Origin of the sequence: Pseudomonas sp. NPDC089530 (assembly GCF_050280705.1) — a bacterium.
In the GTDB taxonomy this organism is placed as follows: Bacteria; Pseudomonadota; Gammaproteobacteria; order Pseudomonadales; family Pseudomonadaceae; genus Aquipseudomonas.
In genome coordinates, this window is record NZ_JBNNVU010000076.1 from 1 (window position 1) to 26,087 (window position 26,087).

Below are 26,087 nucleotides of genomic sequence, written 5' to 3' on the forward strand. Positions count from 1 at the left end.
CTCCGCTTTCGACCGAGACGATCGAATCGTCAATCAGGCGAAACCACACTGCCTTATCGACTCCTTCGGGCTTCGCTGAATTGAAGCGCAACCGCCATCAAAAATCGTATAACTCGTTGAATATCAAGGAGTTTTCCGTTTCGACTGCGCCGGAAGTGGGGCGAATTATAGACATGTAGAATCTACCGTCAACCCCTAATTTGCTTTTACTATGAATAAACCTGAAACACCCCTCGAGGGGGTGTTTTCAGGCCTCATATATAAGAGGGGTCAGACGCCATCTATATAGAAGAGTGCATTCACAGCACACCTGAAGCCCGCAAAGCGTCCACGGCCCCAAGCTCGAGCCCCAGCACCCTCTGCAGAACCTCGGCGGTATGCTCGCCCAATAGAGGGGGAGCATAACGGTACTCGACCGGCGTCTCGGAGAGTCGAATCGGACTGGCCACCTGAGGCACCAACCCCGCCAGTGCATGCGGTAGCTCGATTGCCAACCCTCGCGCCTTGACCTGCGGATCCTCAAACATCTGCGCCAGGTCGTTGATAGGACCGCAAGGCACTCCCGCCTGCTCCAGCTCCGCCACCCACTGCGCAGTGGTCTTGAACACGGTGGCTTGGCGAATCAGCGGAATCAGCACCGCGCGGTTGGCAACCCGCAGCTTATTAGTGGCAAAGCGCGGATCGTCCGCCCACTGCGGTTGACCCGCCACCTCGGCAAACTTGCGGAACTGTCCGTCATTACCCACGGTAAGGATGAAATCGCCATCCGCCGTAGGAAAGTCCTGATACGGCACGATATTCGGGTGAGCATTCCCCAGGCGTTTGGGAGCGACCCCAGTCGTCAGGTAGTTCATTGCCTGATTGGCCAGACAAGCAACCTGCACATCCAGCAGCGCCATATCGATATGCTGGCCGCCACCATTCCGTTGCCGATTCGCCAACGCAGCCAGAATCGCAACCGTCGAGTACAAGCCCGTCAGGATGTCCGTCAACGCCACCCCCACCTTCACCGGCCCCGCACCTTCATCGCCCTCGGGGCGCCCGGTCAGGCTCATCAGCCCGCCCAGCCCCTGGATCATGAAATCGTAGCCAGCACGCTTGGCGTAGGGCCCAGTCTGACCAAAGCCAGTGATGGAGCAATAGATCAGATCAGGGTTGAGCGCCTTCAGCGACTGATAGTCCAGCCCATAGGCCGCCAGACCACCGACCTTGAAGTTCTCGATCAGTATGTCGGACTTGGCCGCCAGCTCACGCACCAGACGCTGACCTTCCGGCCGAGTGAAATCGATGGTGACCGATTGTTTGTTACGGTTGGCCGACAAGTAGTAGGCGGCCTCCGTGGTGTTCTCGCCATAAGCGTCCTTGAGGAAGGGCGGCCCCCAGGCGCGCGTATCGTCGCCATTGCCCGGACGCTCGACCTTGATGACCTCAGCCCCCAGGTCCGCAAGGATCTGGCCAGCCCAAGGCCCGGCCAGCACTCGCGACAAGTCCAACACCCGCAGATGAGACAACGCACCCATGGCCGCTCTCCTATTAATAGAACGCCTGGATGCCAGTCTGCGCGCGCCCCAGGATCAGCGCATGGACGTCGTGAGTCCCTTCATAAGTATTCACCACTTCCAGGTTGACCAGGTGACGGGCAATGCCGAACTCGTCGGAGATGCCGTTACCGCCCAGCATGTCGCGAGCCATACGGGCGATATCCAGCGACTTGCCGCAGGAGTTGCGCTTCATGATCGAAGTGATTTCCACCGCCGCCGTCCCTTCATCCTTCATCCGCCCCAGACGCAGGCAACCTTGAAGGGCGAGGGTGATCTCAGTCTGCATGTCCGCCAGCTTCTTCTGGATCAACTGGGTGGCCGCCAATGGACGACCGAACTGCTGACGATCCAGGGTGTACTGGCGAGCGGTGTGCCAGCAGAACTCAGCAGCCCCCAGGGCGCCCCAGGAAATGCCGTAGCGGGCAGAGTTCAGGCAAGTGAACGGCCCCTTGAGACCACGCACATCAGGGAAGATGTTCTCTTCCGGCACAAAGACGTTGTCCATGACGATTTCGCCGGTGATGGAAGCACGCAGGCCAACCTTGCCATGGATCGCCGGAGCACTCAGACCTTTCCAGCCTTTTTCCAGTACAAAGCCACGGATATCGCCCGCATCGTCCTTGGCCCAGACCACGAATACATCCGCGATCGGACTGTTGGTGATCCACATCTTGCTGCCGGTCAGGCTGTAGCCGCCGTCCACCTTACGGGCACGGGTAATCATCGCGCCCGGATCGGAGCCATGGTTGGGCTCGGTCAGGCCGAAGCAGCCGATCCACTCGCCGGAAGCCAGCTTCGGCAAGTATTTCTGTTTCTGGGCTTCGGTGCCGAATTCGTTGATCGGCACCATCACCAGGGAGGACTGCACGCTCATCATCGAGCGGTAGCCGGAATCCACACGCTCCACTTCCCGGGCGATCAGGCCGTAGCAGACATAGTTCAGGCCGCTGCCGCCGTACTGCTCAGGAATGGTCGCTCCCAGCAAACCGACTTCGCCCATTTCGCGGAAAATGGCCGGGTCGGTCTTTTCATGGCGGAAAGCTTCGAGCACACGCGGCGCCAGCTTGCCCTGAGCGAACTGCTCGGCGCTGTCGCGCACCATGCGCTCTTCTTCAGTGAGCTGTTGATCCAGCAGAAGGGGATCGATCCAGTTGAAGCTTGCTTTGCCGCCCATGAGTGAGTCCTCGTGAAATAGGTCAAGATTCGTGGGCTGATCCTAGGCCGGGTTACCGCCCGCGGCAAACGAGGATTTCGCATACTGTTGTGCTAATTTCTCACTCCGTAGTATCCGTAAACGGCTTTTAGCGATCTGATTAGTGAGATTGACGTACATGCGCAGAAAGATCCCCAGCACCGCCGCCCTGATCAGCTTCGAAGCGGCCGCACGTCACGAGAGCTTTACCAAGGCCGCGCAGGAGCTTTCGCTGACGCAAGGCGCCATTTGTCGCCAGATCGCCAGCCTGGAAGAGTTTCTTGGGGTCGAGCTGTTCCGCCGTTCCCGCCGCGGCGTCAAGCTGACTGAAGCCGGGCTCTCCTACAGCCGCCGCGTGGCCACCCAGTTGGATGCCGTGGAACGCGACACACTGTCCGTCATGGGACAGCAGGGCGCCAATGTCATCGAACTGGCGGTAGTCCCGACCTTTGGCACCCAATGGCTGCTGCCCCGTCTCAAGGACTTTCAGCAGCGACACCCGGAAGTCACGGTCAACCTGACCAACCGCACACGTCCCTTCCTGTTCGCCGATACCGACTTTGACGCGGCGATCTACTTTGGCGACGCCGACTGGTCGGGTACTCAATCCCATCGCCTGATGGGAGAAAACCCGATGCCGGTGTGCAGCCCCGCGACCCTGGGCAACCGCACCCGGCTGAGCGCCGAGGAAATCGCCGAACTACCGCTGCTGCAACAGACCACACGACCTTACGCCTGGCGGCAATGGTTTAACTCGCAACACCTGAATATCCCACGGGACATGACAGGCCCGCGTTACGAACTATTCTCCATGTTGGCCCAGGCCGCCATGCACGACATGGGGATCGCCTTGATTCCGCCTTTCCTGATTCAACGGGAGCTGAAGGAAAAGCGCCTGGTGATCGCCAACCCCGATGCACTGACCAGCATCAAGGCGTATTACTTGATGATTCCCGAGCGTAAGGTCGAATCGGCATCTTTACGGGCTTTTCGCGATTGGCTGGTGGAGCAGGCACAAAGCTACAGCCTAGAGAAATAGCAGGGCAGGGCGGTAAACTGACCCCGTAGTCAGCAATTCAAAAACCCTACAGATATAATTAAATGTCGCATTTAGACAGACTGTATCGATAACCTGAACAACCGTCCTACAAGCAGCTAACCACGTGGCTTGTAGGGTTTTTTGAGGGGTATTGGCACTCATTCACGCCGACAATGTGAAAAATGTTTTGTTTCTCGCCATAACCCTTACAAGTCACGGCTTACAAGGGATGAATCCCGACCCTTGCGACATTCGGTCACAGGGTGACTTGTAGTTAATTTTCCGTCACCCGTCATAATTCCTTGAAGGGCGTAATGTTCGCCTGCAAAATGCCGCGCCCCGCCCTGATTCTGGCGGGATCGTGCTGATCGGCCGCCCCAGTCGCACCATCCGCAGTGCACTGGCCTTCTAAGAAAGATCGAAAGCAATAAGATCAAGCAGGAGATTTGACGTGCACATTGGCGTTCCCCTCGAGACCCAAACGGGCGAAACACGGGTTGCTGCAACCCCGGAAACCATCAAGAAACTTGTCGGCCAGGGTCATAAAGTCACTGTGCAAAGCGGCGCCGGCATCAACGCCAGCGTTGTCGACAGTGCCTATGAAGCAGCCGGTGCAACCATTGGCAGCGCCAACGATGCATTCGGTGCCGAGCTGATTCTCAAGGTCGTCGCCCCCAGCGACAGCGAGCTGGCCCTGATCAAGAGCGGCACCGTCCTGGTAGGCATGCTCAATCCGTTCAGCAATGAAACCATTGCCAAGATGGCCGAACGCGGCATCACCGCCTTCGCCCTGGAGGCGGCACCACGCACCTCGCGGGCCCAGAGCCTGGATGTACTGTCTTCGCAGGCCAACATCGCCGGTTACAAGGCCGTGCTGCTGGCTGCCCATTACTACCCACGCTTCATGCCGATGCTGATGACCGCTGCGGGCACCGTGAAAGCGGCTCGCGTGCTGATTCTGGGGGCCGGTGTGGCCGGTCTGCAGGCGATCGCCACCGCCAAGCGTCTGGGCGCGGTGATCGAGGCCTCGGACGTGCGTCCGGCGGTGAAGGAGCAGATCGAATCCCTCGGGGCCAAGTTCGTCGACGTACCTTACGAGACTGACGAAGAGCGCGAGTGCGCCGTCGGTGTGGGCGGTTACGCGCGCCCGATGCCTGCCAGCTGGATGCAGCGCCAGGCCCAGGCCGTGCATGAGCGCGCCAAGCAGGCCGACATCGTGATCACCACAGCCCTGATCCCCGGCCGCAAGGCGCCGGTGCTGCTCAGCGCTGAAACCGTGGCCCAGATGAAGCCTGGCTCGGTGGTCATCGACCTCGCCGCGGCCCAGGGCGGCAACTGCCCGCTGACCGTGGCGGATCAGGTGGTCGTCGAAAATGGCGTGACCATTGTCGGCCCGACCAACCTGGCCGGCGCTGTCGCGGCCGATGCCTCGGCGCTGTATGCCCGCAACCTGCTGGACTTCCTGAAGCTTGTCTTCACCAAGGAAGGTCAGTTCGAGGTCAACCTAGAAGACGACATCGTCGCCGCGTGCCTGATGTGCCGCGACGGCCAAGTCATCCGCAAAAACGCCTAAGCAGGGATTCAGACGATGGAAGAGCTCATCTCCCCCGGTATCTACAACCTGATCATCTTCGTGCTGGCGATTTATGTCGGTTATCACGTGGTCTGGAACGTTACCCCCGCACTGCACACGCCCCTGATGGCGGTGACCAACGCCATTTCGGCGATCGTGATCGTCGGCGCCATGCTGGCCGCCGCCCTGACCGTGACGCCGTTGGGCAAGATCATGGGCACCCTGGCCGTGGCCCTGGCCGCGGTCAACGTGTTCGGCGGCTTCCTGGTAACCCGCCGCATGCTTGAAATGTTCAAGAAGAAAGCCCCGAAAGCCGCACAAGAAGAGGCGCCGAAGTAATGAGCATGAATCTCGTCACGACGCTCTATCTAATCGCGTCGATCTGCTTCATCCAGGCCCTCAAGGGCCTGTCGCATCCGACCTCCTCGCGCCGCGGTAACCTGTTCGGCATGCTCGGCATGGCCCTGGCGATCGTCACCACCGTCGGCCTGGTGTTCAAGCTCGGCGCGGAACTGGCGACTGTGGGCATCGGCTATGTGATCGTCGGCCTGCTGATCGGCGGCACCGCCGGTTCGATCATGGCCAAGCGTGTGGAAATGACCAAGATGCCGGAGCTGGTGGCCTTCATGCACAGCATGATCGGTCTGGCGGCGGTGTTCATCGCCATTGCCGCTGTGGTCGAGCCGCAGTCCCTGGGCATCGTCAAGCAACTGGGCGACTCGATTCCGGCCGGTAACCGCCTGGAGCTGTTCCTCGGCGCCGCCATCGGTGCCATTACCTTCTCCGGCTCGGTGATCGCCTTCGGCAAGCTGTCGGGCAAGTACAAGTTCCGCCTGTTCCAAGGCGCACCGGTACAGTTCAGCGGTCAACACAAGCTGAACCTGATCCTCGGCCTGGCCACCCTGGGCCTGGGTGTGACCTTCATGCTCACCGGCAACTTCGGCGCCTTCGCCCTGATGCTGGCCCTGGCCTTCGTGATGGGCGTGCTGATCATCATCCCGATCGGCGGAGCCGACATGCCGGTGGTGGTGTCGATGCTCAACAGTTACTCGGGCTGGGCCGCGGCGGGGATCGGCTTCTCGCTGAACAACTCGATGCTGATCATCGCTGGCTCCCTGGTGGGTTCGTCCGGTGCGATCCTGTCGTACATCATGTGCAAGGCGATGAACCGTTCGTTCTTCAACGTACTGCTTGGCGGCTTCGGCAACACTGCCGACGCTGGTGGCTCGGCGGGCGCGCAAGAGGCCCGCCCGGTGAAGTCCGGCTCGGCCGACGACGCCACCTTCCTGCTGACCAACGCCGATACCGTGATCATCGTTCCGGGCTACGGCCTGGCGGTCGCTCGGGCACAGCACGCGCTGAAAGAGCTGACCGAGAAGCTGACCCACAATGGCGTGACCGTGAAGTATGCGATCCACCCGGTAGCGGGGCGCATGCCCGGCCACATGAACGTACTGCTGGCCGAGGCCGAAGTGCCGTACGACCAGGTGTTCGAGATGGAAGACATCAACTCCGAGTTCGGCCAGGCCGACGTGGTGCTGGTGCTCGGCGCCAACGACGTGGTCAACCCGGCGGCGAAGAACGATCCGAAATCGCCGATTGCCGGCATGCCGATTCTCGAAGCGTTCAAGGCCAAGACCGTCATCGTCAACAAGCGTTCGATGGCCAGCGGTTACGCCGGCCTGGATAACGAACTGTTCTACCTGGACAAGACCATGATGGTGTTCGGCGACGCCAAGAAAGTCATCGAAGACATGGTCAAGGCCGTCGAGTAAAAACTGCTCCAGCGCAACACCCAAAACCTCAGCCTTTAGTAGGCTGGGGTTTTTTATTTATTCCATAAAGCCGACGGAAGGCTCTAAATCAGGGCCTTTCATTCGACCTTTGTCGCGGGGCGTTTTTTTTTGAAATCACTAGACTGCGCTTCTTGCTTCCGTTGCCCGAGATAACAATCCATGTACCGTGATCGTATCCGCTTGCCTTCGTTGTTGGATAAGGTGATGAGCGCCGCTGACGCTGCCGCTCTGATTCAGGACGGCATGACCGTCGGCATGAGCGGCTTCACCCGCGCCGGTGAAGCCAAGGCCGTGCCCCATGCCCTGGCCGAGCGCGCCAAGGTGACCCCACTGAAAATCAGCCTGATGACCGGCGCCAGCCTGGGCAACGACCTCGACAAGCAACTCACCGAGGCCGGTGTCCTGGCCCGACGCATGCCTTTCCAGGTCGACAGCACCCTGCGCAAGGCGATCAACGCCGGCGAGGTGATGTTCATCGACCAGCACCTGTCGGAAACCGTGGAACAACTGCGCAACCAGCAGCTCAAGCTGCCGGACATCGCCGTCATCGAAGCCGTGGCGATTACCGAACAGGGCCATATCGTGCCGACCACCTCGGTGGGCAACTCCGCCAGCTTCGCGATCTTCGCCAAGCACGTGATCGTAGAGATCAACCTGGCGCACAACCCGAACCTGGAAGGTCTGCACGACATCTATATCCCGACCTACCGGCCAACCCGCACACCGATCCCGCTGGTGAAGGTCGACGACCGTATCGGTAGCACCGCCATCCCGATCCCGGCGGAGAAGATCGTCGCGATCGTCATCACCAACCAGGCGGATTCACCATCCACCGTCTCGACCCCGGACAGCGAAACCCAAGGAATCGCCAACCACCTGATCAACTTCCTCAAGCAAGAAGTGGACGCCGGCCGCATGAGCAACAGGCTCGGCCCGCTGCAGGCCGGTATCGGCAATATCGCCAACGCGGTGATGTGCGGCCTGATCGAGTCGCCATTCGAAGACCTGACCATGTACTCCGAAGTGCTGCAGGACTCGACGTTCGACCTGATCGACGCCGGCAAGCTGAGCTTCGCCTCGGGCAGTTCGATCACCCTGTCGAGCCGGCGCAACGCCGATGTTTTCGGCAACCTGGAGCGCTACAAGGACAAGTTGGTGCTGCGCCCACAGGAGATCTCCAACCATCCGGAAGTGGTGCGCCGCCTGGGCATCATCGGCATCAACACCGCCCTGGAGTTCGACATCTACGGCAACGTCAACTCCACCCACGTCTGCGGCACGCGGATGATGAACGGCATCGGGGGTTCGGGGGACTTCGCCCGTAACGCGCACCTGGCGATCTTCGTCACCAAGTCCATTGCCAAGGGCGGGGCGATCTCCAGCGTGGTGCCGATGGTCAGCCACGTCGATCACACCGAACACGACGTCGACATCCTGGTGACCGAGATCGGCCTGGCCGACTTGCGCGGCCTGGCCCCCCGGGAGCGGGCACGGGCGATCATCGACAACTGCGTGCACCCGGACTATCGCCAGGCGCTGAATGACTACTTCACCGCGGCTTGCGCCTTGGGCGGCCACACGCCACACATCCTGCGCGACGCCCTGCGCTGGCACATGAACCTGGAAGAAACCGGGCACATGCTCGCCGTGTGATGGGTACAGTCGATGGCTGACGCAAGCACAGTTGCGTCAGCCCATCGACAGCCTTCCAATAGCTTTCAAAAACTGTACTACTGTACTGGTCTTTTACCCCCTTCCAGCACCACCTTTTCCGAGAGAACACCTAAAAATGCACCTAAATGGTGCTGATAGGTACAGTTGCATCATTTCCGAACAGTACAGCACCTATAAACAGTTAACTGGCCCATCACAATACAGATGAACTGTATCTACAGAGACTGGCGCGAGAGGAGGATCATGGGCACCAGTTAAACCACTACCTAATCCCGCCATAAGCGGAAGGATGCACACCATGGAACGTACACTCAGTTCCGAACTGTTCTTCGAAGACAAAGTTGCAAAAAACCAGGCTTCCATGCCTCTGCGCGTTCTCGCCAACCTGATGCTGTGGCAGCGCCGCATCTCCAGCCGCCACCAACTGGCTCGCCTGGATTCGCGTCTGCTGGCTGACGCAGGTATCAGCGAAGCTCAACGCTACGAAGAGCTGAGCAAGCCGTTCTGGCGCTAAGTTAGCGCTGCTGGCCCTGACCCACCGGGTCCACCGCCAGCACCCCGAATTGAAAAAACAAAACCCGTCGCGGGTAACCGCGACGGGTTTTGTCGTTTTGGGTCCGATAACGCACCGTACAGAAGGGGTTACACACCACAGGTACAATTTTTATTTAAATAGAACTGAACCAGTACAATTTTACCCTGGTGTATCTGTGTACGCGCCTGTGCGAGTAGCAACATGGTGTCCTAAGTCTCTGACTTCGGCCTGCCGAAAGGACCACACCATGAACCACCTACCAGGACGTATCGCACCACTCAGTTTCTCCCAGCCCCAGGCCAGTGCCTGGAAACGCTGGTACCGCGCCTTGTGCCAGATGCAGCAGAACGCCCGGACACGTCGTGTGCTGGCAGGGCTCAACGATCAGCAACTGTCCGATGTCGGCATCAGTCACAGCGACCGCGTGGCGGAACTGGACAAACCCTTCTGGCGCTAGCTGGCGCCCGGACAGCAGAAGAGGGCTATTCGAACAGATAGGGTGGAGCCTAATATCCGCTGGCGTGTAGCAATTTTTTCCGAAGGGGCGTCTGATTCGTCTGCCCCGACGTGGCTACCCGGTGCCCACTCAGCACCACCCTTATCTGTTTTAAAGGAGTTTTACCCATGTCCCGTCTTCGCCTGCTCAGCGCCGCTGCCTTGCTGGCCTTGGCCGCCAACGCCCATGCCACCAGCTTCATCGTCACCACCGACGCTGTAGTCGGCGCCCTCAAGGCCACTTCCGATGCAACGTCCGACGTCACCTCTTCCTTCCGTGACGACAAGATCGTGCGCGCCGCGCGTGACGACGCTGCCAGTTTCGTCGCCACCGACGGCACCATTCGTGGTGTGAAGCTGGAAAGCGCCTTCGATCACATCCGCCAACAGCTGCCACAACTGAGCGCTTCCGACGCCCAGCTCGCCCAGGCCATCCTGACGATCTGACCGCCGGTCCGGTGACGGGTGCGCCCAGCGCGCCCGAAACCCTCGGCGCTGGCTCTCGCCCGGGCATTGCGCTAGCCTTGCCGCTGGTTTTTCAGCTGTCGAGACTCATGCGTTTTTCCAAACCCTTGCTTACCGTCCCCTTGTTGATCGCTGTGTGCTGGACAGGCTCGGTCGCAGCCTTCGACCTGAGCACACAAAGCCTGGTCATCACCGGTTACGCCACCAGCAAGGTGACCTCCGCGCCCTTCGACAAAAAACGGCTACTGGCGGCCCAGGATGACGCCGCAGCGTTCATTGCCACTGACGGCGACCTACGCGGAGCCCGGCTGGAATCAGCCCTGAAATACCTGCGCAGAACCCAGCCACAACTTCACGCCGGCGACCTTGAACTGGCGCAGGCAATTCTCGTCCAATAAATATCCCTGTCATTCCGGAGTCGTTCCATGCGTAGCCCGCTGATCGCTGCCACCCTTGGCCTGTTGCTGCTGGCCGATGTGGCCCAGGCGCAAACCCTGGTAGCCACCAGTAACATCATCGTTCGAGCCTTTGGTCGCACCATCGATTTCACCTCGGACACCACCACCTCCATCCGCGACTCGAAAATCGTCCGCGCCGCCCATGACGACGCCGCCAGCTTCGTTGCCAGCGACGGCGGTATCCGTGGCGTCCAGCTGGAAGCCGCGTTCGACACCTTGCGTACCCGCGTGCCTGAAGCCCGCGACGCCAGCGACCAGGTGCTCGCCGAAGCCATCCTCGCACTGTGAGGTCGCTCGCTGCCTGTCTGCTGGGCGCAGCGCTGTTGCTGATGGGCAACAGTGCACAGGCCGGCCTGCAACTGCACCTCAAGACCGAAGGCTTGAGCCCGGAGCAGCAGCACGCCAGCCAGGCGCTGCTGGATGAAGCGATGCAGGCGCTGCCGCCGCGCTTCATCGAACAGCTGGACCGGCGCATCGATGTCGGCTGGACCGACGACATGCCCCATAACGCCTATGGGCAAGCGGCGCTGGTCGACGAGCTCGACCTCAACCGCAATCTGCTGGCCGGCCTTACCGACGGCAGCGCCGCCACCCAGAAAACCCTTCGCCCCCATGGCACCGTGCGCCGGGAAATGCTCGCCACCGTGCTGCACGAGCTCACCCATATTTATGACCGCTCGCGCCTGTGGCCAAGTGCCGAGCGCACGCTGATCCGGCGCTGCAGCCGCCAGAACAGCGCCTCGGGCCTGATCGGGCTGCCGGACCAGTGCCGCGGCCAGACCGCGCGCCGTTTCACCCTCAGCGATGACCCACGCCTGCTCGACCTTGCCGGCTGGCCGCAGTACGTGGGGCGCCGGGGCGAACGCGAACAATACAACCGCCAGATCGCCCGCAGCCCGGACCTCTACGAAACGACCAACCCGAAAGAGTTCGTCGCGGTGAACATGGAGTACTTCCTCCTGGACCCGAGCTACGCCTGCCGCCGGCCGGCGCTGTACCGCTATTACCAGGAGCATTTCGGCTGGGCGCCAAAGGCCAAGGACAGCTGCGCGCAATCCTTCGCCTTCCTCAACGCCGGTAACGACTTCGCCAAGCAACCGCTGGGGCAGGTCGATCCCGAACGGGTCTATGCCGTGGACTACCTGCTGGCCGAAGCGAACCAGAACTGGGTCAGCCGCTGGGGCCACAGCATGCTGCGCCTGGTGATCTGTGCCCCCGGCCGGCCGCGCGGACCGGATTGCCGGCTGGACCTCGAGCAGCACCTGGTGCTGTCCTACCGCGCCTTTGTCGGCGATGTGCAGCTGTCGAGCTGGGACGGCCTGGTCGGCAAATACCCGTCGCGCCTGTTTATCCTGCCCCTGGCCCAGGTCATCGACGAATACACCAAGACCGAGCTGCGCAGCCTGGCTTCAGTGCCGCTGAACCTGTCGCGTACCGAGATCGAGGAAGTGGTCGAGCATGCCGCCGAGATGCACTGGAGCTACGACGGCAACTATTACTTCCTGTCCAATAACTGTGCGGTGGAAAGCCTGAAACTGCTGCGCAGCGGCAGCAACAATGCCCAGCTCACCGGGCTGGACAGCATCATGCCCAACGGCCTGCTGGAAGTGCTCAAGGCCCGCGGCCTGGCCGACACCAGCGTGCTGGACGATCCGCGCGAAGCGTTGCGCCTGGGTTATCGCTTCGACTCGTTCCGCGACCGCTACCAGGCAATGTTCGAAGTGTTGAAGAAGCACCTGCCGATCCAGCAGAACAGCGTGGAAGACTGGTTGTCCCTGAGTGCCGAGGAACGCCGCCAGTGGTTCGACCGGGCGGACCTGCGCACCAGCGCCGCCTTGCTGCTGCTCGAGCAGGCGAGCTTCCGCCGCCAGTTGCTGCTGGCCCAGGACGAGGTCAAGCAGCGTTATCTGGGCGCCCGCGACCTGCAGAACGGCGGCATGGACAAGGCCAACGACACCCTGCGGGAAATCCTCGCCAACAGCGGCTTCCTCAGTCGTCCGGCGGAGCTGCTGGGCAGCAGCGGCTACGGTTTGCCACAGCCTGGCGAATGGCAGCGCCTGGAGTCGGAAAGCAGCCTGCGACAGAAGCAGCTGCAAGCCCTGACCGGCGATCTGGACAAGGAAGTCCGGGCCTTGCTGGAGCCCAAGCGCGCCGCCGAAATGGCCGCCAACGAAGCCAACCTGAAACAGGTCGGCGAACACCTGCGGGCCTTGCACAAGGCGGCGGGCGGGCTGGAACTGCCCTGACGCCAGAAGCATCGCGGGCAAGCCTCGCTCCTACACGTCAGCGATCCTTACAACGTCTCCTCGGCCTCGCCCGGCAGTTGCTCATCCAGGTGCAGCCACGGCAAACGGCTGTCGGTCCAGATATGCCGGTCGGCCGGCGCCAGCTCCGGGTGATCCAGGGTCGCGATGGTCACATCAATGCTGTCCGGGCTCAGTTGGGTAATCAGCGCCAGATGGGCGCCGCAATTCGGGCAGAAATACCGCGCACAGCCGGGCGAGGAGTCGTACCGCGCCGGCGTCCCGGCCAGCCATTGGAAAGCCGGGCGGGGCAGGGTGATCCAGGTGGTCACCAGCCCGCCACTGACCCGCCGGCAGATCGAACAATGACAATGGGCGATATCCCGCAGCGGCCCGCTGAACTGAAAACGCAGCTGGCCGCAGTGGCAACCACCGCTATGTAACAGGCTCATGGACAGACCTCCCAGCGAATGGCCAGGCCACCGAAAACCCTGTCGGCGGCCCGACCTGGTTAATTTTTGACCGCACGTCGGCTCGCGGCGCTTCTCATCGAAGCTTTCCCCAACGAAAGGTAGCTGAAAGCTTCCGCGATTAGGATCGCCTCCACTGCCGGCAACAGACCGGTTGGCCAATGAGCGTGTTACGCGCCTCCAGGCCCAATTAACAACAACAATTTGGTGATTCTGATGTCCGTTCGTACCCGCCTTTTCGCTCCGACTCCTCCAGCACGTCCCGCGCTTTCCGTTCCGCGCTGATCCCACCCGGTTCGCCATTCCCTAGCCGCGCTACGCCTGGAGTATTCCCATGCTGACTTTCCTTGGCTTCGCCATGGTCATCACGTTCATGTTCCTGATCATGACCAAGCGCCTGTCCGCGCTGATCGCCCTGATCATCGTTCCTATCCTGTTCGCGCTGTTCGGCGGCTTCGCGCCGAAGATCGGCCCGATGATGCTCGAAGGCATCACCAAGCTGGCCCCGACCGGCGTGATGCTGATGTTCGCCATCCTGTATTTCGCCCTGATGATCGACTCCGGCCTGTTCGACCCGGCCGTGCGCAAGATCCTCAAGCTGGTCAAGGGTGACCCGCTGAAGGTCTCGGTCGGTACCGCCGTGCTCGCGCTGGTGGTGTCCATGGACGGCGACGGCGCCACCACCTACATGATCTGCGTGGCGGCCATGCTGCCGTTGTACAGCCGCATCGGCATGAGCCCGCGGATCATGGCCGGCCTAATCATCCTGGCTGGCGGCGTGATGAACATGACCCCCTGGGGTGGCCCGACCGCCCGTGCCGCCAGTGCGCTGCATGTCGACCCGTCGGAGATCTTCGTGCCGATGATCCCGGCGATGCTGGCCGGCGTAGTGGCGATCCTGGTGATCGCTTACATGTACGGCAAGCGCGAACGTGCGCGCCTGGGTGAACTGCACCTGCAGGGCGACGAGATCGACCATAGCGAGATCAGCGTTTCGCAGTTCCCGGATGCCCGTCGTCCGAAACTGATCTGGTTCAACGGCGCCCTGACCCTCGCCCTGATGTGCGCACTGATCGCCGGCCTGCTGCCGCTGCCGGTGCTGTTCATGGTGGCCTTCAGTATCGCGATGATCGTCAACTACCCGTGCCTGCAGCAGCAGAAGGACCGCGTCGCGGCCCATGCCGGCAGCGTGCTGTCGGTGGTCGGGCTGATCTTCGCCGCCGGTATCTTCACCGGCATCCTGACCGGCACCGGCATGGTCGACGCCATGTCGAAGAGCCTGCTGGCGGTGATTCCGGACGCACTGGGCCCGTACCTGGCGGTGATCACCGCACTGGCGAGCATGCCGTTCACCTTCTTCATGTCCAACGACGCATTCTATTACGGCGTGTTGCCAGTTCTCGCCGAGGCCGCCAGCCATTACGGCATCACTGCGGTGGAAATGGCCCGTGCTTCGATCGTCGGCCAACCCGTCCACCTGCTGAGCCCGCTGGTACCTTCGACCTACCTGCTGGTGGCCCTGGCCGGTATCGAATTCGGCGATCACCAGCGCTTCACCCTCAAGTGGGCAGTGCTGGTTTGCCTGTGCATACTGGTTGCAGCATTGCTGCTGGGGACTTTCCCGCTGTTCAGCACGTTGTAACCGTATCAAACTACCGCGCCGCCAGCTGATTGCTGGCGTCGTGGTTTAACACTCGCTCAAAGGAATACACATGGAATGGCTGACCAACCCGGAAATCTGGGTTGCCTTCTTTACCCTGACCGCCCTGGAAATCGTTCTGGGGATCGATAACATCATCATGATCTCGATCCTGGTCAGCCGCATGCCCAAACACATGCAGGCCCGGACCCGGATTTTCGGCCTGGCGCTGGCAATGGTCACGCGCATTCTGTTGCTGCTGTCGATCACCTGGGTCATGCGCCTGACCGCCGACCTGTTCGTGCTCTTCGACCAGGGTATTTCCGGGCGTGACCTGATCCTGTTCTTCGGTGGCCTGTTCCTGCTCTGGAAGAGTTCCCAGGAGATGTACCACGCCCTGGAAGGCGAGGACGAAACCGCCGATGAGCCAAGCGGCAAGGGCGGCAACTTCCTCTACACCATCATCCAGATCGCGATCATCGACATCGTGTTCTCCCTGGACTCGGTGATCACCGCTGTCGGCATGGTCTCCCACGTGCCGGTCATGGTCGCCGCGATCATCGTCGCAGTACTGGTGATGATGCTGGCTTCGGGCACCATCAGCGAATTCATCGACAAGCACCCGTCGCTGAAGATGCTGGCGCTGTCGTTCCTGCTGGTGGTCGGTACCGTGCTGATCGCCGAGGCGTTCGACGTGCATGTACCAAAAGGCTATGTCTACTTCGCCATGGCCTTCTCGCTGGCGGTGGAGGCGATCAACATCAAGATGCGCACCGCCATTGCGAAAAAGAAAAAACAGCAGGAGCCGGTGAAACTGCGCAAGGACATCCCGGGTCAATAACTCGAGAGCGCAGCAGAAAAAGGGGCTTTCGAGCCCCTTTTTTCATGCCCGCGAAAAGCGCTTCTCCCATGACGGTTTTGTTTCAATCGCTGCGTCGGCTATGCGATGCTGGCGCGCGGACCGTTAGCCAACTACAGCTTAAGTACAGAACGTAGAAGCACGCGCGGCACCGTTAACTTGCCCCTCTGGGGCACTTTCACCCCAGGGGGCCAGTCATGCTTACCCTGCTCAATTTGCTTTCCGCGGTGGCCCTGCTGGTCTGGGGCACGCACATCGTCCGTACCGGCATCCTGCGGGTCTATGGCTCGAACCTGCGACACGTCATCGGCCAGAACATGGCCAAGCGTCCACTGGCGTTCGTCGCCGGGATCCTGGTCACCGCCATGGTCCAGAGCAGCAATGCCACGGCGATGCTGGTCACCTCCTTCGTCGGCCAGGGGCTGATGGCACTGACCCCCGCCCTGGCGACCATGCTCGGCGCCGACGTCGGTACCGCGCTGATGGCCCGGGTGCTGACCTTCGACCTGTCCTGGCTGTCGCCGCTGCTGATCTTTCTCGGGGTGATCTTCTTCCTGTCGCGCAAGCAGACCCGGGCCGGCCAGCTCGGCCGGGTGGGGATCGGCCTGGGGCTGATCATCCTGGCGCTGCAACTGATAGTCGAAGCCGCCGCGCCTATCACCCATGCCCAGGGGGTGAAGGTGCTGTTCGCCTCGCTGACCGGCGACATCCTTCTCGATGCCCTGATGGGCGCGCTGTTCGCCATGGTTTCCTACTCCAGCCTGGCCGCCGTGCTGCTCACCGCGACCCTGGCCGGGGCCGGCGTGATCAGCCTGCCGGTGGCCATCGGCCTGGTAATCGGCGCCAACATCGGCAGCGGGGTGCTGGCCTTTCTCAGCACCAACATGCAGAACGCCGCCGGCCGCCAGGTAGCCCTGGGCAGCCTGCTGTACAAGCTGATCGGCCTGTTGCTGATCATCCCGGTGCTTGACCCGCTCGCCCGCTGGATGGACCGCCTGGACTTCAGCCCCCAGGAAGTGGTGATCGGCTTCCATCTGCTCTACAACACCCTGCGCTGCCTGGTCCTGCTGCCGACGGTCGGGCCAATGGCCAAAGTCTGTGCCTGGCTGCTGCCGGAGCGCCCGGAAGCCAATGGTCGGGCCAAGCCGCGCCACCTCGATCTGACAGCCCTGGCCACCCCCAGCCTGGCCCTGGCCAACGCGGCGCGGGAAACCCTGCGCATCGGCGACCTGATCGAACACATGCTCGAAGCCATGCGCGATGTGCTGCATGGCAAGCAGACCGCGATCACCCAGGAAATGCGCAGCCTCGGCGACGATGTCGAGGTACTCCACAACGCGGTCAAGCTCTACCTGGCGCAGATGCCCCGGGAAGACCTCGGCGAACAGGACAGCCGGCGCTGGGCCGAGATCATCGAGCTGGCGATCAACCTGAAGCTGGCCAGCGACCTGATCGAGCGCATGCTGCGCAAGGTCCAGCAGCAGAAGACCGCGCAACGCCGCTCCTTCTCCGAAGTCGGCCTCGAAGAACTGGTCAGCCTGCACGAGCAACTGCTCGCCAACCTGCGCCTGGGGCTGTCGGTGTTTCTCAGCGCCGACCCGGAAAGCGCCCGTCAGTTGCTGCGGGAAAAACGCCGCTTCCGCGCACAGGAACGTCGCCTGGCCCATGCCCATGTCAGCCGCCTGCAACGTAAAATCCTCCAGAGCATCGAGACCAGCTCGCTGCACCTGGAGCTGATCGCCGACATGAAACGCCTGAATTCCCTGTTCTGCGGCAGCGCCTATGTGGTGCTGGGCACCGCCGAAACCGGCGCCCTCGCGGTCGACGATATGGCTGACATCACCCATTCACCCTGAACGTCCACAGTTTCACGAAGTCTGTTGAGCTTACGCACGTCGTAAGGATGTCTGTTATGCGCTGTCTGTTATTCGCCTGCCTGCTGCTCGGGTCAGCCCATTCGTTTGCCCTGGATCGCTTCCAGGTCGAGGGCTACCTGCTGCCCAACGGCCTGCAACTGCTGCTCAAGCCGGGTAGCGAACGCGGCCACGTGGCGATTCGCCTGGTGGTCGGAGTAGGGCTGGATGATTTCGCTTGCGCCGACAAGGAACTGCCGCACCTGCTCGAACATTTGCTGTTCAGCGGCATCGACGCCAGCGGCGAGGGCGGGTTGGAGGAACGCATGCAAGCGCTGGGCGGCGAGTGGAACGCCTACACCAGTAATGCCGACACCACCTTCGCCATCGAGGCCCCGGCGAAGAACCAGCGCAAGGTCCTGGACCTGCTGCTGGCCCTGCTGACCCGGACCGAACTGGACGACCACGCGCTGCAAACGGCGAAGCGGGTGGTCGAGCGCGAGGACGGCGGGCATTACTCACACCTGCAACGCTGGCTGGAGCGCCAGGACCTCGGCCACCCGGCCAGCAACCAGTTGGCGGTGGAACTGGGCCTGAAGTGCGCCGAGCGCGCCGAGGTCGACTCACTGACCCTGGAGCAGTTGGAGCAACTGCGCAAGAGCTGGTACGCGCCGAACAACATGACCCTGATCGTCGTCGGCGACCTCGACCGTCTGTTGCCGGCCTACCTGGAGCGCAGTTACGGCGAACTGGAGGCGGTGGAACCCAGCGAGCACCAGGGCCTGCCGGACATCCAACAGCCAGCCGCCGCCGAACGCAGCCTGATCCAGGGCTGGGTCGGCGACAGCGCCAAGCTGCACTGGCTGTTCCCCGAGCCAACCCTCGATCAACAGCACGATGAAACCTACGATCTGCTCAAGGACTACCTGGACTGGGCGCTGTACCGCCAGTTGCGCTTGCAGCACCCGCTGTCCTACGGCCCGACCAGCGAACGGGAAGTGTTCGGCGGCGTCGGCTTTCTCAGCCTGAATGCCGACCTCGAGCGCGCCGACGTACCCCAGGCCCGACACGTGATCGACGACCTGAAGCAGCAACTGCTCAAGGACGGCCTGGACCCGGCCACCTTCACCCGCCTGCAGCAGGCCGCAATAGCCCGCCAGGCCTGGGCGGTACAGGGCAACAGCGCGCTGGCGGACTACTACTGGGGTGCCTTGACCGACTACGCGGACGGCCGTTTCGGCGATCCGGCCAAACGCCTGCAAGCCGTCAGCCTGGAACAGGCCAACCAGGCCATGCGCAAGCTCCTGGAACAGCCCGGTTACCTGCGGATCGAAAAACCGCTGCTGAGCTACACGGCGTTGAGCGGGCTGATCTTCGGTGCCCTGGCGCTGGTGGTCGTGGCGCTGTCCGGTTGGCGCGCCTATCGCAGACAAATCCGCGCCTGATGCGTCTTTTGCCGAGCTAAACCGTTATTCTGTCGGGGATTTTTTTCCTATGTGAATCGCCGAATGCCATACCTGACTCATCTCATACAGCGCATCCTGGAACTGATGCAGCGTTACCCAGGGGTCATTGCGCTCGGCGGTTTCATTTCCGGAGTCGGCAGCTTCATCCTGGTGGACCGCCAGCAGGGCCTGGCCTCCTGGATCGCCGTGATCATGCTGGTGAGCTGGGTCTGGCTGATGCTGGAAAACAGCCTGACCGAGCTGTTCGCCCGGGTCTTCAAGCGCGAGATTCCCCAGCCGCTGCTGCGTTATGCCACGCAGATGATTCACCAGGAAAGCCTGTTTTTCGTCCTGCCGTTCTTCTTCGTCACCACCGCCTGGAACAGCGGACAGCTGGTCTTCACCGGCTTGCTGGGGGCCGCGGCGCTGATTTCGATCGTCGACCCGCTGTACTACAAATGGCTGGCCCCGCAGCGCTGGCTGTTCCTCGCCCTGCACACCCTGACGCTGTTCGCCGTGCTGCTGACCGCGCTGCCGCTCATCCTGCACCTGACCACCGCGCAGAGCTTCAAGCTGGCCCTGGGCACCGCCATGCTGCTGTCGTTCCCCAGCCTGGCGTCGATCTTCCCGATCCGTAACCTGCGCAGCGTGCTGATGCTGCTGGGCATGACCCTGGCCATCGGCAGCACCGGCTGGCTGCTGCGCTCCTGGGTGCCACCGGCAACCTTGTGGATCACTGAGGATGCCATCAGCACCCAGCTCCAGGACCGCACCCCGGGCACCAGCCTCAAGGAGGTCAGCGCCAGCGAGGTGCGCAGCGCCGGCCTGTATGCCTACACCGCGATCAACGCGCCGCGCGGGCTGGACGAGCGGATCTATCACGTCTGGCAATTCAACGGCAAAGAGGTCGACCGGGTGGCCCTGGATATCCACGGCGGGCGCAAGGAGGGCTACCGCGCCTGGTCGCACAAGCAGAACTTCCCGGGCGACCCGACAGGAAACTGGCAGGTCCGGGTACTGACCGAAGACGGGCAGGTGATCGGCGTATTGCGTTTCAAGGTCACCGATACTGCCGGACCAGACGCAGCACCTTAGTACAAGGCAAAGTCATCTTGATCGTGGTATTACGTAGCTCTGCGTAAAAACCATGCAAGCACGGAGCTTATGACCCAGAGCGCGACGGCCGGCCGGGCCCAACTGGATACGTCGAGTTCCCCCTCGCGGTTGCGAGTCTCGGGGGACTGGACGCTCGCCCATTACACCGAGCTCAAGCACCACTGCGAACAGCTCGCCGGGCAGTACGACGCCACCACCCACATCGACCTCAACGGCCTGGGCGCCCTGGACACCGCCGGCGCGTCGCTGCTGGTGGAACTGCTGGGCTCGGAGCGCCTGGGCAAGTCCGCCGAACATCCCGACTGCACCCTGTCCTCGGCCGACCGTGCCCTGCTGCAGACCGTCTATTGCTCGCTGACCGACTTCTGCGTACCGCTCAAGGAGCCGGAAATCTCGGTCGGTATCCAGCTGCTGACGCGGATCGGCAAGGCGGTCGACGCCGTCTGGCAGGACACCCTGAAGCTGCTGGGCTTCGTCGGCCTGATTCTGGAAACCCTGGCCCGCGGCCTGCTGCGCCCCCGGCGCTGGCGCATCACGCCGATGGTCGCGCATATCGAACAGACCGGCCTCGACGCCGCGCCCATCGTCGCCTTGCTGACGTTCCTGGTGGGCGCCGTGGTGGCCTTCCTCGGCGCCACGGTGCTGAAGAGTTTCGGCGCCAGCATCTTTACCGTGGATCTGGTGGCGTTTTCCTTCCTGCGGGAATTCGGCGTACTGCTGACCGCGATCCTCATGGCCGGGCGGACCGCGAGCGCTTTCACCGCGCAGATCGGCTCGATGAAGGCCAACGAAGAGATCGACGCGATCCGCACCCTGGGCCTGGACCCGATGGAATTGCTGGTGGTGCCACGGGTGCTGGCGCTGCTGGTGGCGCTGCCGATGCTGACCTTCCTGGCCATGCTCTCGGGGATAGTCGGGGGCGGGGTGGTCTGTGCGTTGTCGCTGGATATCTCGCCGGCGATGTTCCTCACCTTGCTGCAATCGGACATCGGTGTGCAGCACTTCCTGGTGGGCATCGCCAAGGCGCCGATCTTCGCCTTCCTGATCGCCGCCATCGGTTGCCTGGAAGGCTTCAAGGTCAGCGGCAGCGCCGAGTCCGTGGGTGCCCACACCACCTCCAGCGTGGTGCAATCGATCTTCGTGGTGATCGTCCTCGATGCGGTCGCCGCGCTGTTCTTCATGGAGATGAGCTGGTGAGCCGTTCAGCCCGTGCGCCCACCGAGGCGGTGATCGAAGTCCGTGGCCTGTGCAATCGCTTCGGCCCGCAGAGCGTGCATGAAAACCTCGACCTGGACCTGTACAAGGGCGAGATCCTCGCCGTGGTCGGCGGTTCGGGCAGCGGCAAGTCGGTGCTGCTGCGCAGCATCATCGGCCTGCGCCAGCCCAGCGAAGGTTCGGTACGGGTATTCGGGCAGAACCTGCCGAGCCTGGCGGAACATGAGCGCTCGCTGATCGAGCGGCGCTTCGGCGTGCTGTTCCAGAAGGGCGCGTTGTTCTCGTCGCTGACCGTGACCGAGAACGTCGCCCTGCCGCTGATCGAGCATGCCGGCCTCAGCCGCAACGACGCCGAGCACCTGGCCGCGGTGAAGCTGGCCCTGGCCGGCTTGCCGCTGTCGGCGGCCGACAAGTACCCGGCGTCGCTGTCCGGCGGCATGATCAAGCGCGCCGCCCTGGCCCGGGCCCTGGCCCTGGACCCGGACATCCTGTTTCTCGACGAACCCACCGCCGGCCTCGACCCGATCGGCGCCGCGGCGTTCGACCAACTGATCCTGACCCTGCGTGACGCCTTGGGCCTGAGCGTGTTCCTGGTCACCCATGACCTGGATACGCTGTACACCATCACCGACCGGGTGGCGGTGCTGGCGCAGAAAAAGGTGCTGGTGGCGGATGCCATCGACAAAGTCGCCGAGACCGACGACGCCTGGATTCACGAATACTTCCATGGCCCACGCGGCCGCGCGGCGTATCAGGCCGCTACACAGCTCAACGAGGTATGACATGGAAACCCGAGCCCATCATGTATTGATCGGCCTGTTCACCGTGATAGTGGTGGTCGGCGCCTTGCTGTTCGGCCTGTGGCTGGCCAAGTCCAGCGTCGACACGGAGTTCAAGGACTACGAGATCGTGTTCAACGAGGCCGTCAGCGGCCTATCCAAAGGCAGCTCCGTGCAGTACAGCGGGATCAAGGTCGGCGATGTGATCAGCCTGCGCCTCGATCCGAAGGACCCGCGCCGGGTCCTGGCGCGGATCCGCCTGAGCGGCGAGACCCCGATCAAGGAAGACACCCAGGCCAAGCTGGCCCTGACCGGCATCACCGGGACCTCGATCATCCAGCTCAGCGGCGGCACCCCGCAAAGCCAGCCGCTCCAGGGCAAGGATGGCAAGCTGCCGCTGATCGTCGCCTCGCCTTCGCCGATCGCCCGCCTGCTGAACAACAGCGACGACCTGATGACCAACGTCAACCTGCTGCTGCACAACGCCAACGGCATGTTCTCGCCAGAGAACGTCGAGCGCATCAGCAACACCCTCGAACACCTGGAGCAGACCACCGGGACCCTCGCCGAGCAGCGCGGCGACGTGCGCCAGGCCATGCAGCAGCTGGCGTCCATCGGCAAGCAGGCCAGCGCCACCCTGGAACAGACCACCGCGCTGATGCGCAACGCCAACGGCCTGCTCAACGAACAGGGCAAGCAGATGTTCGGCAGCGCCGAACAGGCCATGCAAGCACTGGAACAGAGCAGCGCCACCATTAACAAGCTGCTGACCGACAACCAGGACTCGCTGAACAACGGCATCCAGGGCCTCAACGGCCTGGCGCCGGCGGTGCGTGAGCTGCGCGATACCCTGAGCTCGCTGCGGGCCATTTCGCGCCGCCTGGAAGCCAACCCCAGCGGCTACCTGCTGGGCAGTGACAAGAACAAGGAGTTCACGCCATGAAGCGTGCCTATCGCCCCTTCGGCCGGCTGGCCCTGGTCGCCGGCTTCGCCCTGATCGGCGCCTGCTCGATCCTGCCCCAGGCCGACCCGGTGGACATCTACCGCCTGCCCGCGGCCCAGAGCGCCACAGCCAGGCCCCAGGGCCCCGCGCTGCCCTGGTCGCTGCGCCTGACCAAGCCCCAGGCGAGCGACGTCCTGAACAGCGCGAGAATCGCGGTCATCCCCCAGGGCGATGTGATCAGCAGCTACAAGGACGCGCGCTGGAGCGATCCGGCGCCGATGCTGCTGCGCGACCGGCTGCTGGAAGGCTTCCTCGCCGACGGTCGGGTGCAATTGCTGGGCACCGACGACAGCAATGTGCAGACCGACCTGGAACTGGGCGGCAACCTGCAGGCGTTCCAGAGCGAGTACCAGGGCAAGGCCGTGGCGGTGGTGATCCGCCTGGATGCGCGGCTGGTGCGGGGTTACGACCAGAAGATCCTGGCCAGCCAGCGGTTCGAGGTGCGCCAGCCGTTGAGCGATGCCAGGGTGCCGGCGGTGGTCACCGGGTTTGGCCAGGCGGCGGATGCCTTGAACCGGCAGGTGGTGGAGTGGACGGTGAAGCAGGGCAGCCAGTCGGTCAGGCGCTGACGGCCTTATCACGGGCAATCGAGCCTCGACCGGCCGTTCCTACAGCGACGGTAATTGCCCGCGATCGCGATCCGCGCCTTAACCGAAGAACCAGTAGCACACCGCAATCGCCGCCACCACGCCGGCCAGTTCGGCCAGCAGGGCGCAGCCCACCGCGTGCCGCGCACGCTGGATGCCCACCGAACCGAAGTACACCGCCAGCACGTAGAAGGTGGTTTCCGTACTGCCCTGGATCGTCGCCGCGGCCAGCGCCGGGAAACTGTCCACGCCCTGGGTCTGCATGGTTTCGATCAACATCGCCCGCGCGGCGCTGCCGGAGAAGGGTTTGACCAGGGCCGTCGGCAGGGCATCGACAAAGCGCGTGTCCCAGCCGGCCCATTCCACCAGGTGCCGGATGCCGTCCAGGCCGAAATCCAGCGCGCCCGAGGCACGTAGCACCCCCACCGCGCACAGCATCGCCACCAGGTAGGGCAGCAGGTTCTTGGCGACGTCGAAGCCCTCCTTGGCGCCTTCGACGAAGGCCTCGTAGACCTTGACCTTGCGCAGCGCGCCAATCACCAGGAACAGCATGATCAGGCCGAACAGGGTCAGGTTGCCGAGGATCGAGGACAGCGACGCCAGGGCGGTAGCCGACAGCGTCGCCAGCAGGGCCATGAAGCCGCCCAGGGCCAGGGCGCCAGGGAGCAGGTAAGCCAGCACCACCGGGTCCCACAGGCGCAGGCGCTGCACCACCGCGACCGATAGCAGGCCGACCAGGGTCGAGGCGCTGGTGGCCAGCAGGATCGGCAGGAACACCAGGGTCGGGTCGGCGGCGCCTTGCTGGGCGCGGTACATGAAGATGGTCACCGGCAGCAGGGTCAGGGACGAGGCGTTCAGCACCAGGAACAGGATCTGCGCGTTGCTCGCCGTGTTATTGCTGGGGTTGAGGTCCTGCAGGGCGCGCATGGCCTTGAGGCCGATCGGCGTGGCGGCGTTGTCCAGCCCCAGGCCGTTGGCCGCGAAGTTCAGGGTGATCAGGCCGATGGCCGGGTGGCCGGGCGGCACTTCCGGCATCAGGCGGGAGAACAGCGGGCCCAGGGCCTTGGCCAGCCAGTCGACGATCCCGGCCTTTTCGGCGATCCGCAGAAAGCCCAGCCACAGGGTCAGGGTGCCGAACAGCAGCACCATCACTTCCACCGACAGCTTGGCCATGGCGAAGATGCTTTCCACCATCGCCGCGAAGATCCCGGTGTTACCGCCGACCAGCCACTGCGCCAGCGCGGAAACCGCCGCCACGATAAAGAAGCCAAGCCACAGGCCATTGAGCATCGGTTATTCCCCCAAAAGATGCGGCGAATGATAGCGGGGCCTGCAGAAACGACAAACCCCGGATTGACCGGGGTTTGTCGATGATGACGGCTACAGCTGTCAGCCCTTGGTGATCTCACCGGCCGGCAGCGGCTCCTTGCTGCGCCAGTGCGGCAGGGAGTTCCAGTAGCGCTGGCCCTTGGCGTCGTCGTACATGCCTTCCCAACGCGCGATCACCAGCACCGCCAGGGCGTTGCCGATCACGTTCAGGGCGGTACGGGCCATGTCCATGACACGGTCGACACCGGCGATGAAGGCCAGGCCTTCCAGCGGGATGCCCACGCTGCCCAGGGTCGCCAGCAGCACCACGAAGGACACGCCCGGCACGCCGGCGATACCTTTGGAAGTGACCATCAAGGTCAGCACCAGCAGCAATTGCTGGCTGATCGACAGGTCGATGCCGTACAGCTGGGCGATGAAGATGGCCGCGATGCTCTGGTACAGGGTCGAACCGTCGAGGTTGAACGAGTAGCCGGTCGGCACCACGAAGCTGCAGATGGCTTTCGGCGCGCCGTAGGCTTCCATCTTCTCGATCACCCGTGGCAGCACGGTTTCGGAGGAAGCGGTGGAGTAGGCCAGCACCAGCTCATCCTTGAAGATGCGCATCAGCTTGATCACCGAGAAGCCGAACAGGCGGGCGATCAGGCCCAGGATCACGAAGGCGAAGAAGGCGATGGCCACGTACACCAGGATCACCAGCTTGGCCAGCGGCAGCAGGGAAGCGAAACCGAAGTTGGCCACGGTCACCGCGATCAGGGCCACCGACAGGGCGCACAGCAGC

Annotated in this window: 25 protein-coding genes; 20 read left to right on the plus strand and 5 right to left on the minus strand. The window is 62.8% G+C overall.

Annotated features, from left to right (window positions below; translation table 11 throughout):
• Positions 1 to 299 precede the first annotated feature (299 nt).
• Together ACQKQA_RS22950 and ACQKQA_RS22955 are read right to left on the minus strand one after the other, a co-directional pair.
• The gene (locus tag ACQKQA_RS22950; protein ID WP_427562802.1) at positions 300 to 1,520 is read right to left on the minus strand and encodes a CaiB/BaiF CoA transferase family protein; all 1,221 of its coding nucleotides are present in this window, start codon (positions 1,518 to 1,520) and stop codon (positions 300 to 302) included.
• A gap of 13 nt (positions 1,521 to 1,533) precedes the next feature.
• Positions 1,534 to 2,715 carry an acyl-CoA dehydrogenase gene (locus ACQKQA_RS22955; RefSeq protein WP_025806792.1) on the minus strand — a complete coding sequence of 394 codons (1,182 nt, stop codon included), beginning with the start codon at positions 2,713 to 2,715 and terminating at the stop codon, positions 1,534 to 1,536.
• 157 nt (positions 2,716 to 2,872) lie between these two features.
• Here ACQKQA_RS22955 and ACQKQA_RS22960 point away from each other — a divergent pair, with 157 nt between their 5' ends.
• From ACQKQA_RS22960 to ACQKQA_RS23010, 11 genes are all read left to right on the plus strand, one after another.
• Entirely contained in the window at positions 2,873 to 3,772 is a 900-nt protein-coding gene (locus tag ACQKQA_RS22960) for a LysR family transcriptional regulator (RefSeq protein ID WP_427562806.1), read from the plus strand.
• 451 nt (positions 3,773 to 4,223) lie between these two features.
• On the plus strand, positions 4,224 to 5,345 hold the full coding sequence (locus ACQKQA_RS22965; RefSeq protein ID WP_427562809.1) for a Re/Si-specific NAD(P)(+) transhydrogenase subunit alpha: 1,122 nt from the start codon (positions 4,224 to 4,226) through the stop codon (positions 5,343 to 5,345).
• A 15-nt stretch (positions 5,346 to 5,360) separates the two neighbouring features.
• Complete coding sequence (locus tag ACQKQA_RS22970) at positions 5,361 to 5,684, plus strand: NAD(P) transhydrogenase subunit alpha (protein ID WP_044460487.1); 324 nt, start codon at positions 5,361 to 5,363, stop codon at positions 5,682 to 5,684.
• Positions 5,684 to 7,120, plus strand: coding sequence for an NAD(P)(+) transhydrogenase (Re/Si-specific) subunit beta (locus ACQKQA_RS22975; RefSeq protein ID WP_427562812.1), 1,437 nt, complete (start codon positions 5,684 to 5,686; stop codon positions 7,118 to 7,120). Before ACQKQA_RS22970 ends, ACQKQA_RS22975 begins: the two co-directional genes overlap by 1 nt.
• A gap of 180 nt (positions 7,121 to 7,300) precedes the next feature.
• Positions 7,301 to 8,794 (plus strand): acetyl-CoA hydrolase/transferase family protein, encoded by a 1,494-nt coding sequence (locus ACQKQA_RS22980; RefSeq protein ID WP_427562814.1) that lies wholly within the window; start codon positions 7,301 to 7,303, stop codon positions 8,792 to 8,794.
• A 319-nt stretch (positions 8,795 to 9,113) separates the two neighbouring features.
• A complete protein-coding gene (locus tag ACQKQA_RS22985) occupies positions 9,114 to 9,329 on the plus strand; it encodes a DUF1127 domain-containing protein (RefSeq protein ID WP_427562817.1) in 216 nt (71 codons plus the stop codon).
• 268 nt (positions 9,330 to 9,597) lie between these two features.
• A complete protein-coding gene (locus ACQKQA_RS22990; protein ID WP_427562819.1) occupies positions 9,598 to 9,807 on the plus strand; it encodes a DUF1127 domain-containing protein in 210 nt (69 codons plus the stop codon).
• A gap of 167 nt (positions 9,808 to 9,974) precedes the next feature.
• Positions 9,975 to 10,292, plus strand: a complete 318-nt coding sequence (locus ACQKQA_RS22995; RefSeq protein WP_427562822.1) for a DUF2388 domain-containing protein — start codon at positions 9,975 to 9,977, stop codon at positions 10,290 to 10,292.
• 107 nt (positions 10,293 to 10,399) lie between these two features.
• On the plus strand, positions 10,400 to 10,708 hold the full coding sequence (locus ACQKQA_RS23000; protein ID WP_427562825.1) for a DUF2388 domain-containing protein: 309 nt from the start codon (positions 10,400 to 10,402) through the stop codon (positions 10,706 to 10,708).
• Between the two features lie 27 nt (positions 10,709 to 10,735).
• Positions 10,736 to 11,056, plus strand: a complete 321-nt coding sequence (locus ACQKQA_RS23005; protein WP_427562827.1) for a DUF2388 domain-containing protein — start codon at positions 10,736 to 10,738, stop codon at positions 11,054 to 11,056.
• On the plus strand, positions 11,053 to 13,014 hold the full coding sequence (locus ACQKQA_RS23010; RefSeq protein WP_427562830.1) for a DUF4105 domain-containing protein: 1,962 nt from the start codon (positions 11,053 to 11,055) through the stop codon (positions 13,012 to 13,014). Before ACQKQA_RS23005 ends, ACQKQA_RS23010 begins: the two co-directional genes overlap by 4 nt.
• A gap of 47 nt (positions 13,015 to 13,061) precedes the next feature.
• On the opposite strand, the gene ACQKQA_RS23015 is transcribed toward ACQKQA_RS23010, so the two are convergent.
• The gene (locus tag ACQKQA_RS23015; RefSeq protein ID WP_427562833.1) at positions 13,062 to 13,463 is read right to left on the minus strand and encodes a GFA family protein; all 402 of its coding nucleotides are present in this window, start codon (positions 13,461 to 13,463) and stop codon (positions 13,062 to 13,064) included.
• 352 nt (positions 13,464 to 13,815) lie between these two features.
• Here ACQKQA_RS23015 and ACQKQA_RS23020 point away from each other — a divergent pair, with 352 nt between their 5' ends.
• The 9 genes from ACQKQA_RS23020 to ACQKQA_RS23060 all read left to right on the plus strand — a co-directional run bounded on the left by ACQKQA_RS23020 (position 13,816) and on the right by ACQKQA_RS23060 (position 23,959).
• Positions 13,816 to 15,123, plus strand: coding sequence for a CitMHS family transporter (locus tag ACQKQA_RS23020; protein ID WP_427562836.1), 1,308 nt, complete (start codon positions 13,816 to 13,818; stop codon positions 15,121 to 15,123).
• A 70-nt stretch (positions 15,124 to 15,193) separates the two neighbouring features.
• Positions 15,194 to 15,961, plus strand: coding sequence for a TerC family protein (locus ACQKQA_RS23025; protein ID WP_427562839.1), 768 nt, complete (start codon positions 15,194 to 15,196; stop codon positions 15,959 to 15,961).
• Positions 15,962 to 16,176: 215 nt separating this feature from the next.
• On the plus strand, positions 16,177 to 17,835 hold the full coding sequence (locus ACQKQA_RS23030; protein WP_427562842.1) for a Na/Pi cotransporter family protein: 1,659 nt from the start codon (positions 16,177 to 16,179) through the stop codon (positions 17,833 to 17,835).
• Positions 17,836 to 17,891: 56 nt separating this feature from the next.
• Positions 17,892 to 19,277, plus strand: a complete 1,386-nt coding sequence (locus tag ACQKQA_RS23035; RefSeq protein WP_427562845.1) for a M16 family metallopeptidase — start codon at positions 17,892 to 17,894, stop codon at positions 19,275 to 19,277.
• A 63-nt stretch (positions 19,278 to 19,340) separates the two neighbouring features.
• Entirely contained in the window at positions 19,341 to 20,372 is a 1,032-nt protein-coding gene (locus tag ACQKQA_RS23040; RefSeq protein WP_427562848.1) for a DUF5924 family protein, read from the plus strand.
• Positions 20,373 to 20,441: 69 nt separating this feature from the next.
• Positions 20,442 to 21,590: an ABC transporter permease gene (locus ACQKQA_RS23045; protein WP_427562851.1), complete on the plus strand. Its 1,149-nt coding sequence runs from the start codon at positions 20,442 to 20,444 to the stop codon at positions 21,588 to 21,590.
• Positions 21,587 to 22,390, plus strand: a complete 804-nt coding sequence (locus tag ACQKQA_RS23050) for an ABC transporter ATP-binding protein (protein WP_427562854.1) — start codon at positions 21,587 to 21,589, stop codon at positions 22,388 to 22,390. Before ACQKQA_RS23045 ends, ACQKQA_RS23050 begins: the two co-directional genes overlap by 4 nt.
• Position 22,391: 1 nt before the next feature.
• Complete coding sequence (locus ACQKQA_RS23055; RefSeq protein WP_427562857.1) at positions 22,392 to 23,330, plus strand: MlaD family protein; 939 nt, start codon at positions 22,392 to 22,394, stop codon at positions 23,328 to 23,330.
• Positions 23,327 to 23,959 carry an ABC-type transport auxiliary lipoprotein family protein gene (locus ACQKQA_RS23060; protein ID WP_427562860.1) on the plus strand — a complete coding sequence of 211 codons (633 nt, stop codon included), beginning with the start codon at positions 23,327 to 23,329 and terminating at the stop codon, positions 23,957 to 23,959. The genes ACQKQA_RS23055 and ACQKQA_RS23060 overlap by 4 nt, the downstream gene beginning before the upstream one ends.
• A gap of 78 nt (positions 23,960 to 24,037) precedes the next feature.
• Here the strand turns inward: ACQKQA_RS23060 and ACQKQA_RS23065 are convergent, their stop codons facing one another.
• Both ACQKQA_RS23065 and ACQKQA_RS23070 read right to left on the minus strand, forming a co-directional pair.
• Complete coding sequence (locus tag ACQKQA_RS23065) at positions 24,038 to 25,267, minus strand: nucleoside recognition domain-containing protein (protein ID WP_427562863.1); 1,230 nt, start codon at positions 25,265 to 25,267, stop codon at positions 24,038 to 24,040.
• Between the two features lie 99 nt (positions 25,268 to 25,366).
• Positions 25,367 to 26,087 (minus strand): cation:dicarboxylate symporter family transporter (locus ACQKQA_RS23070; protein WP_427562866.1); only part of this gene is annotated, 721 nt, incomplete at its 5' end.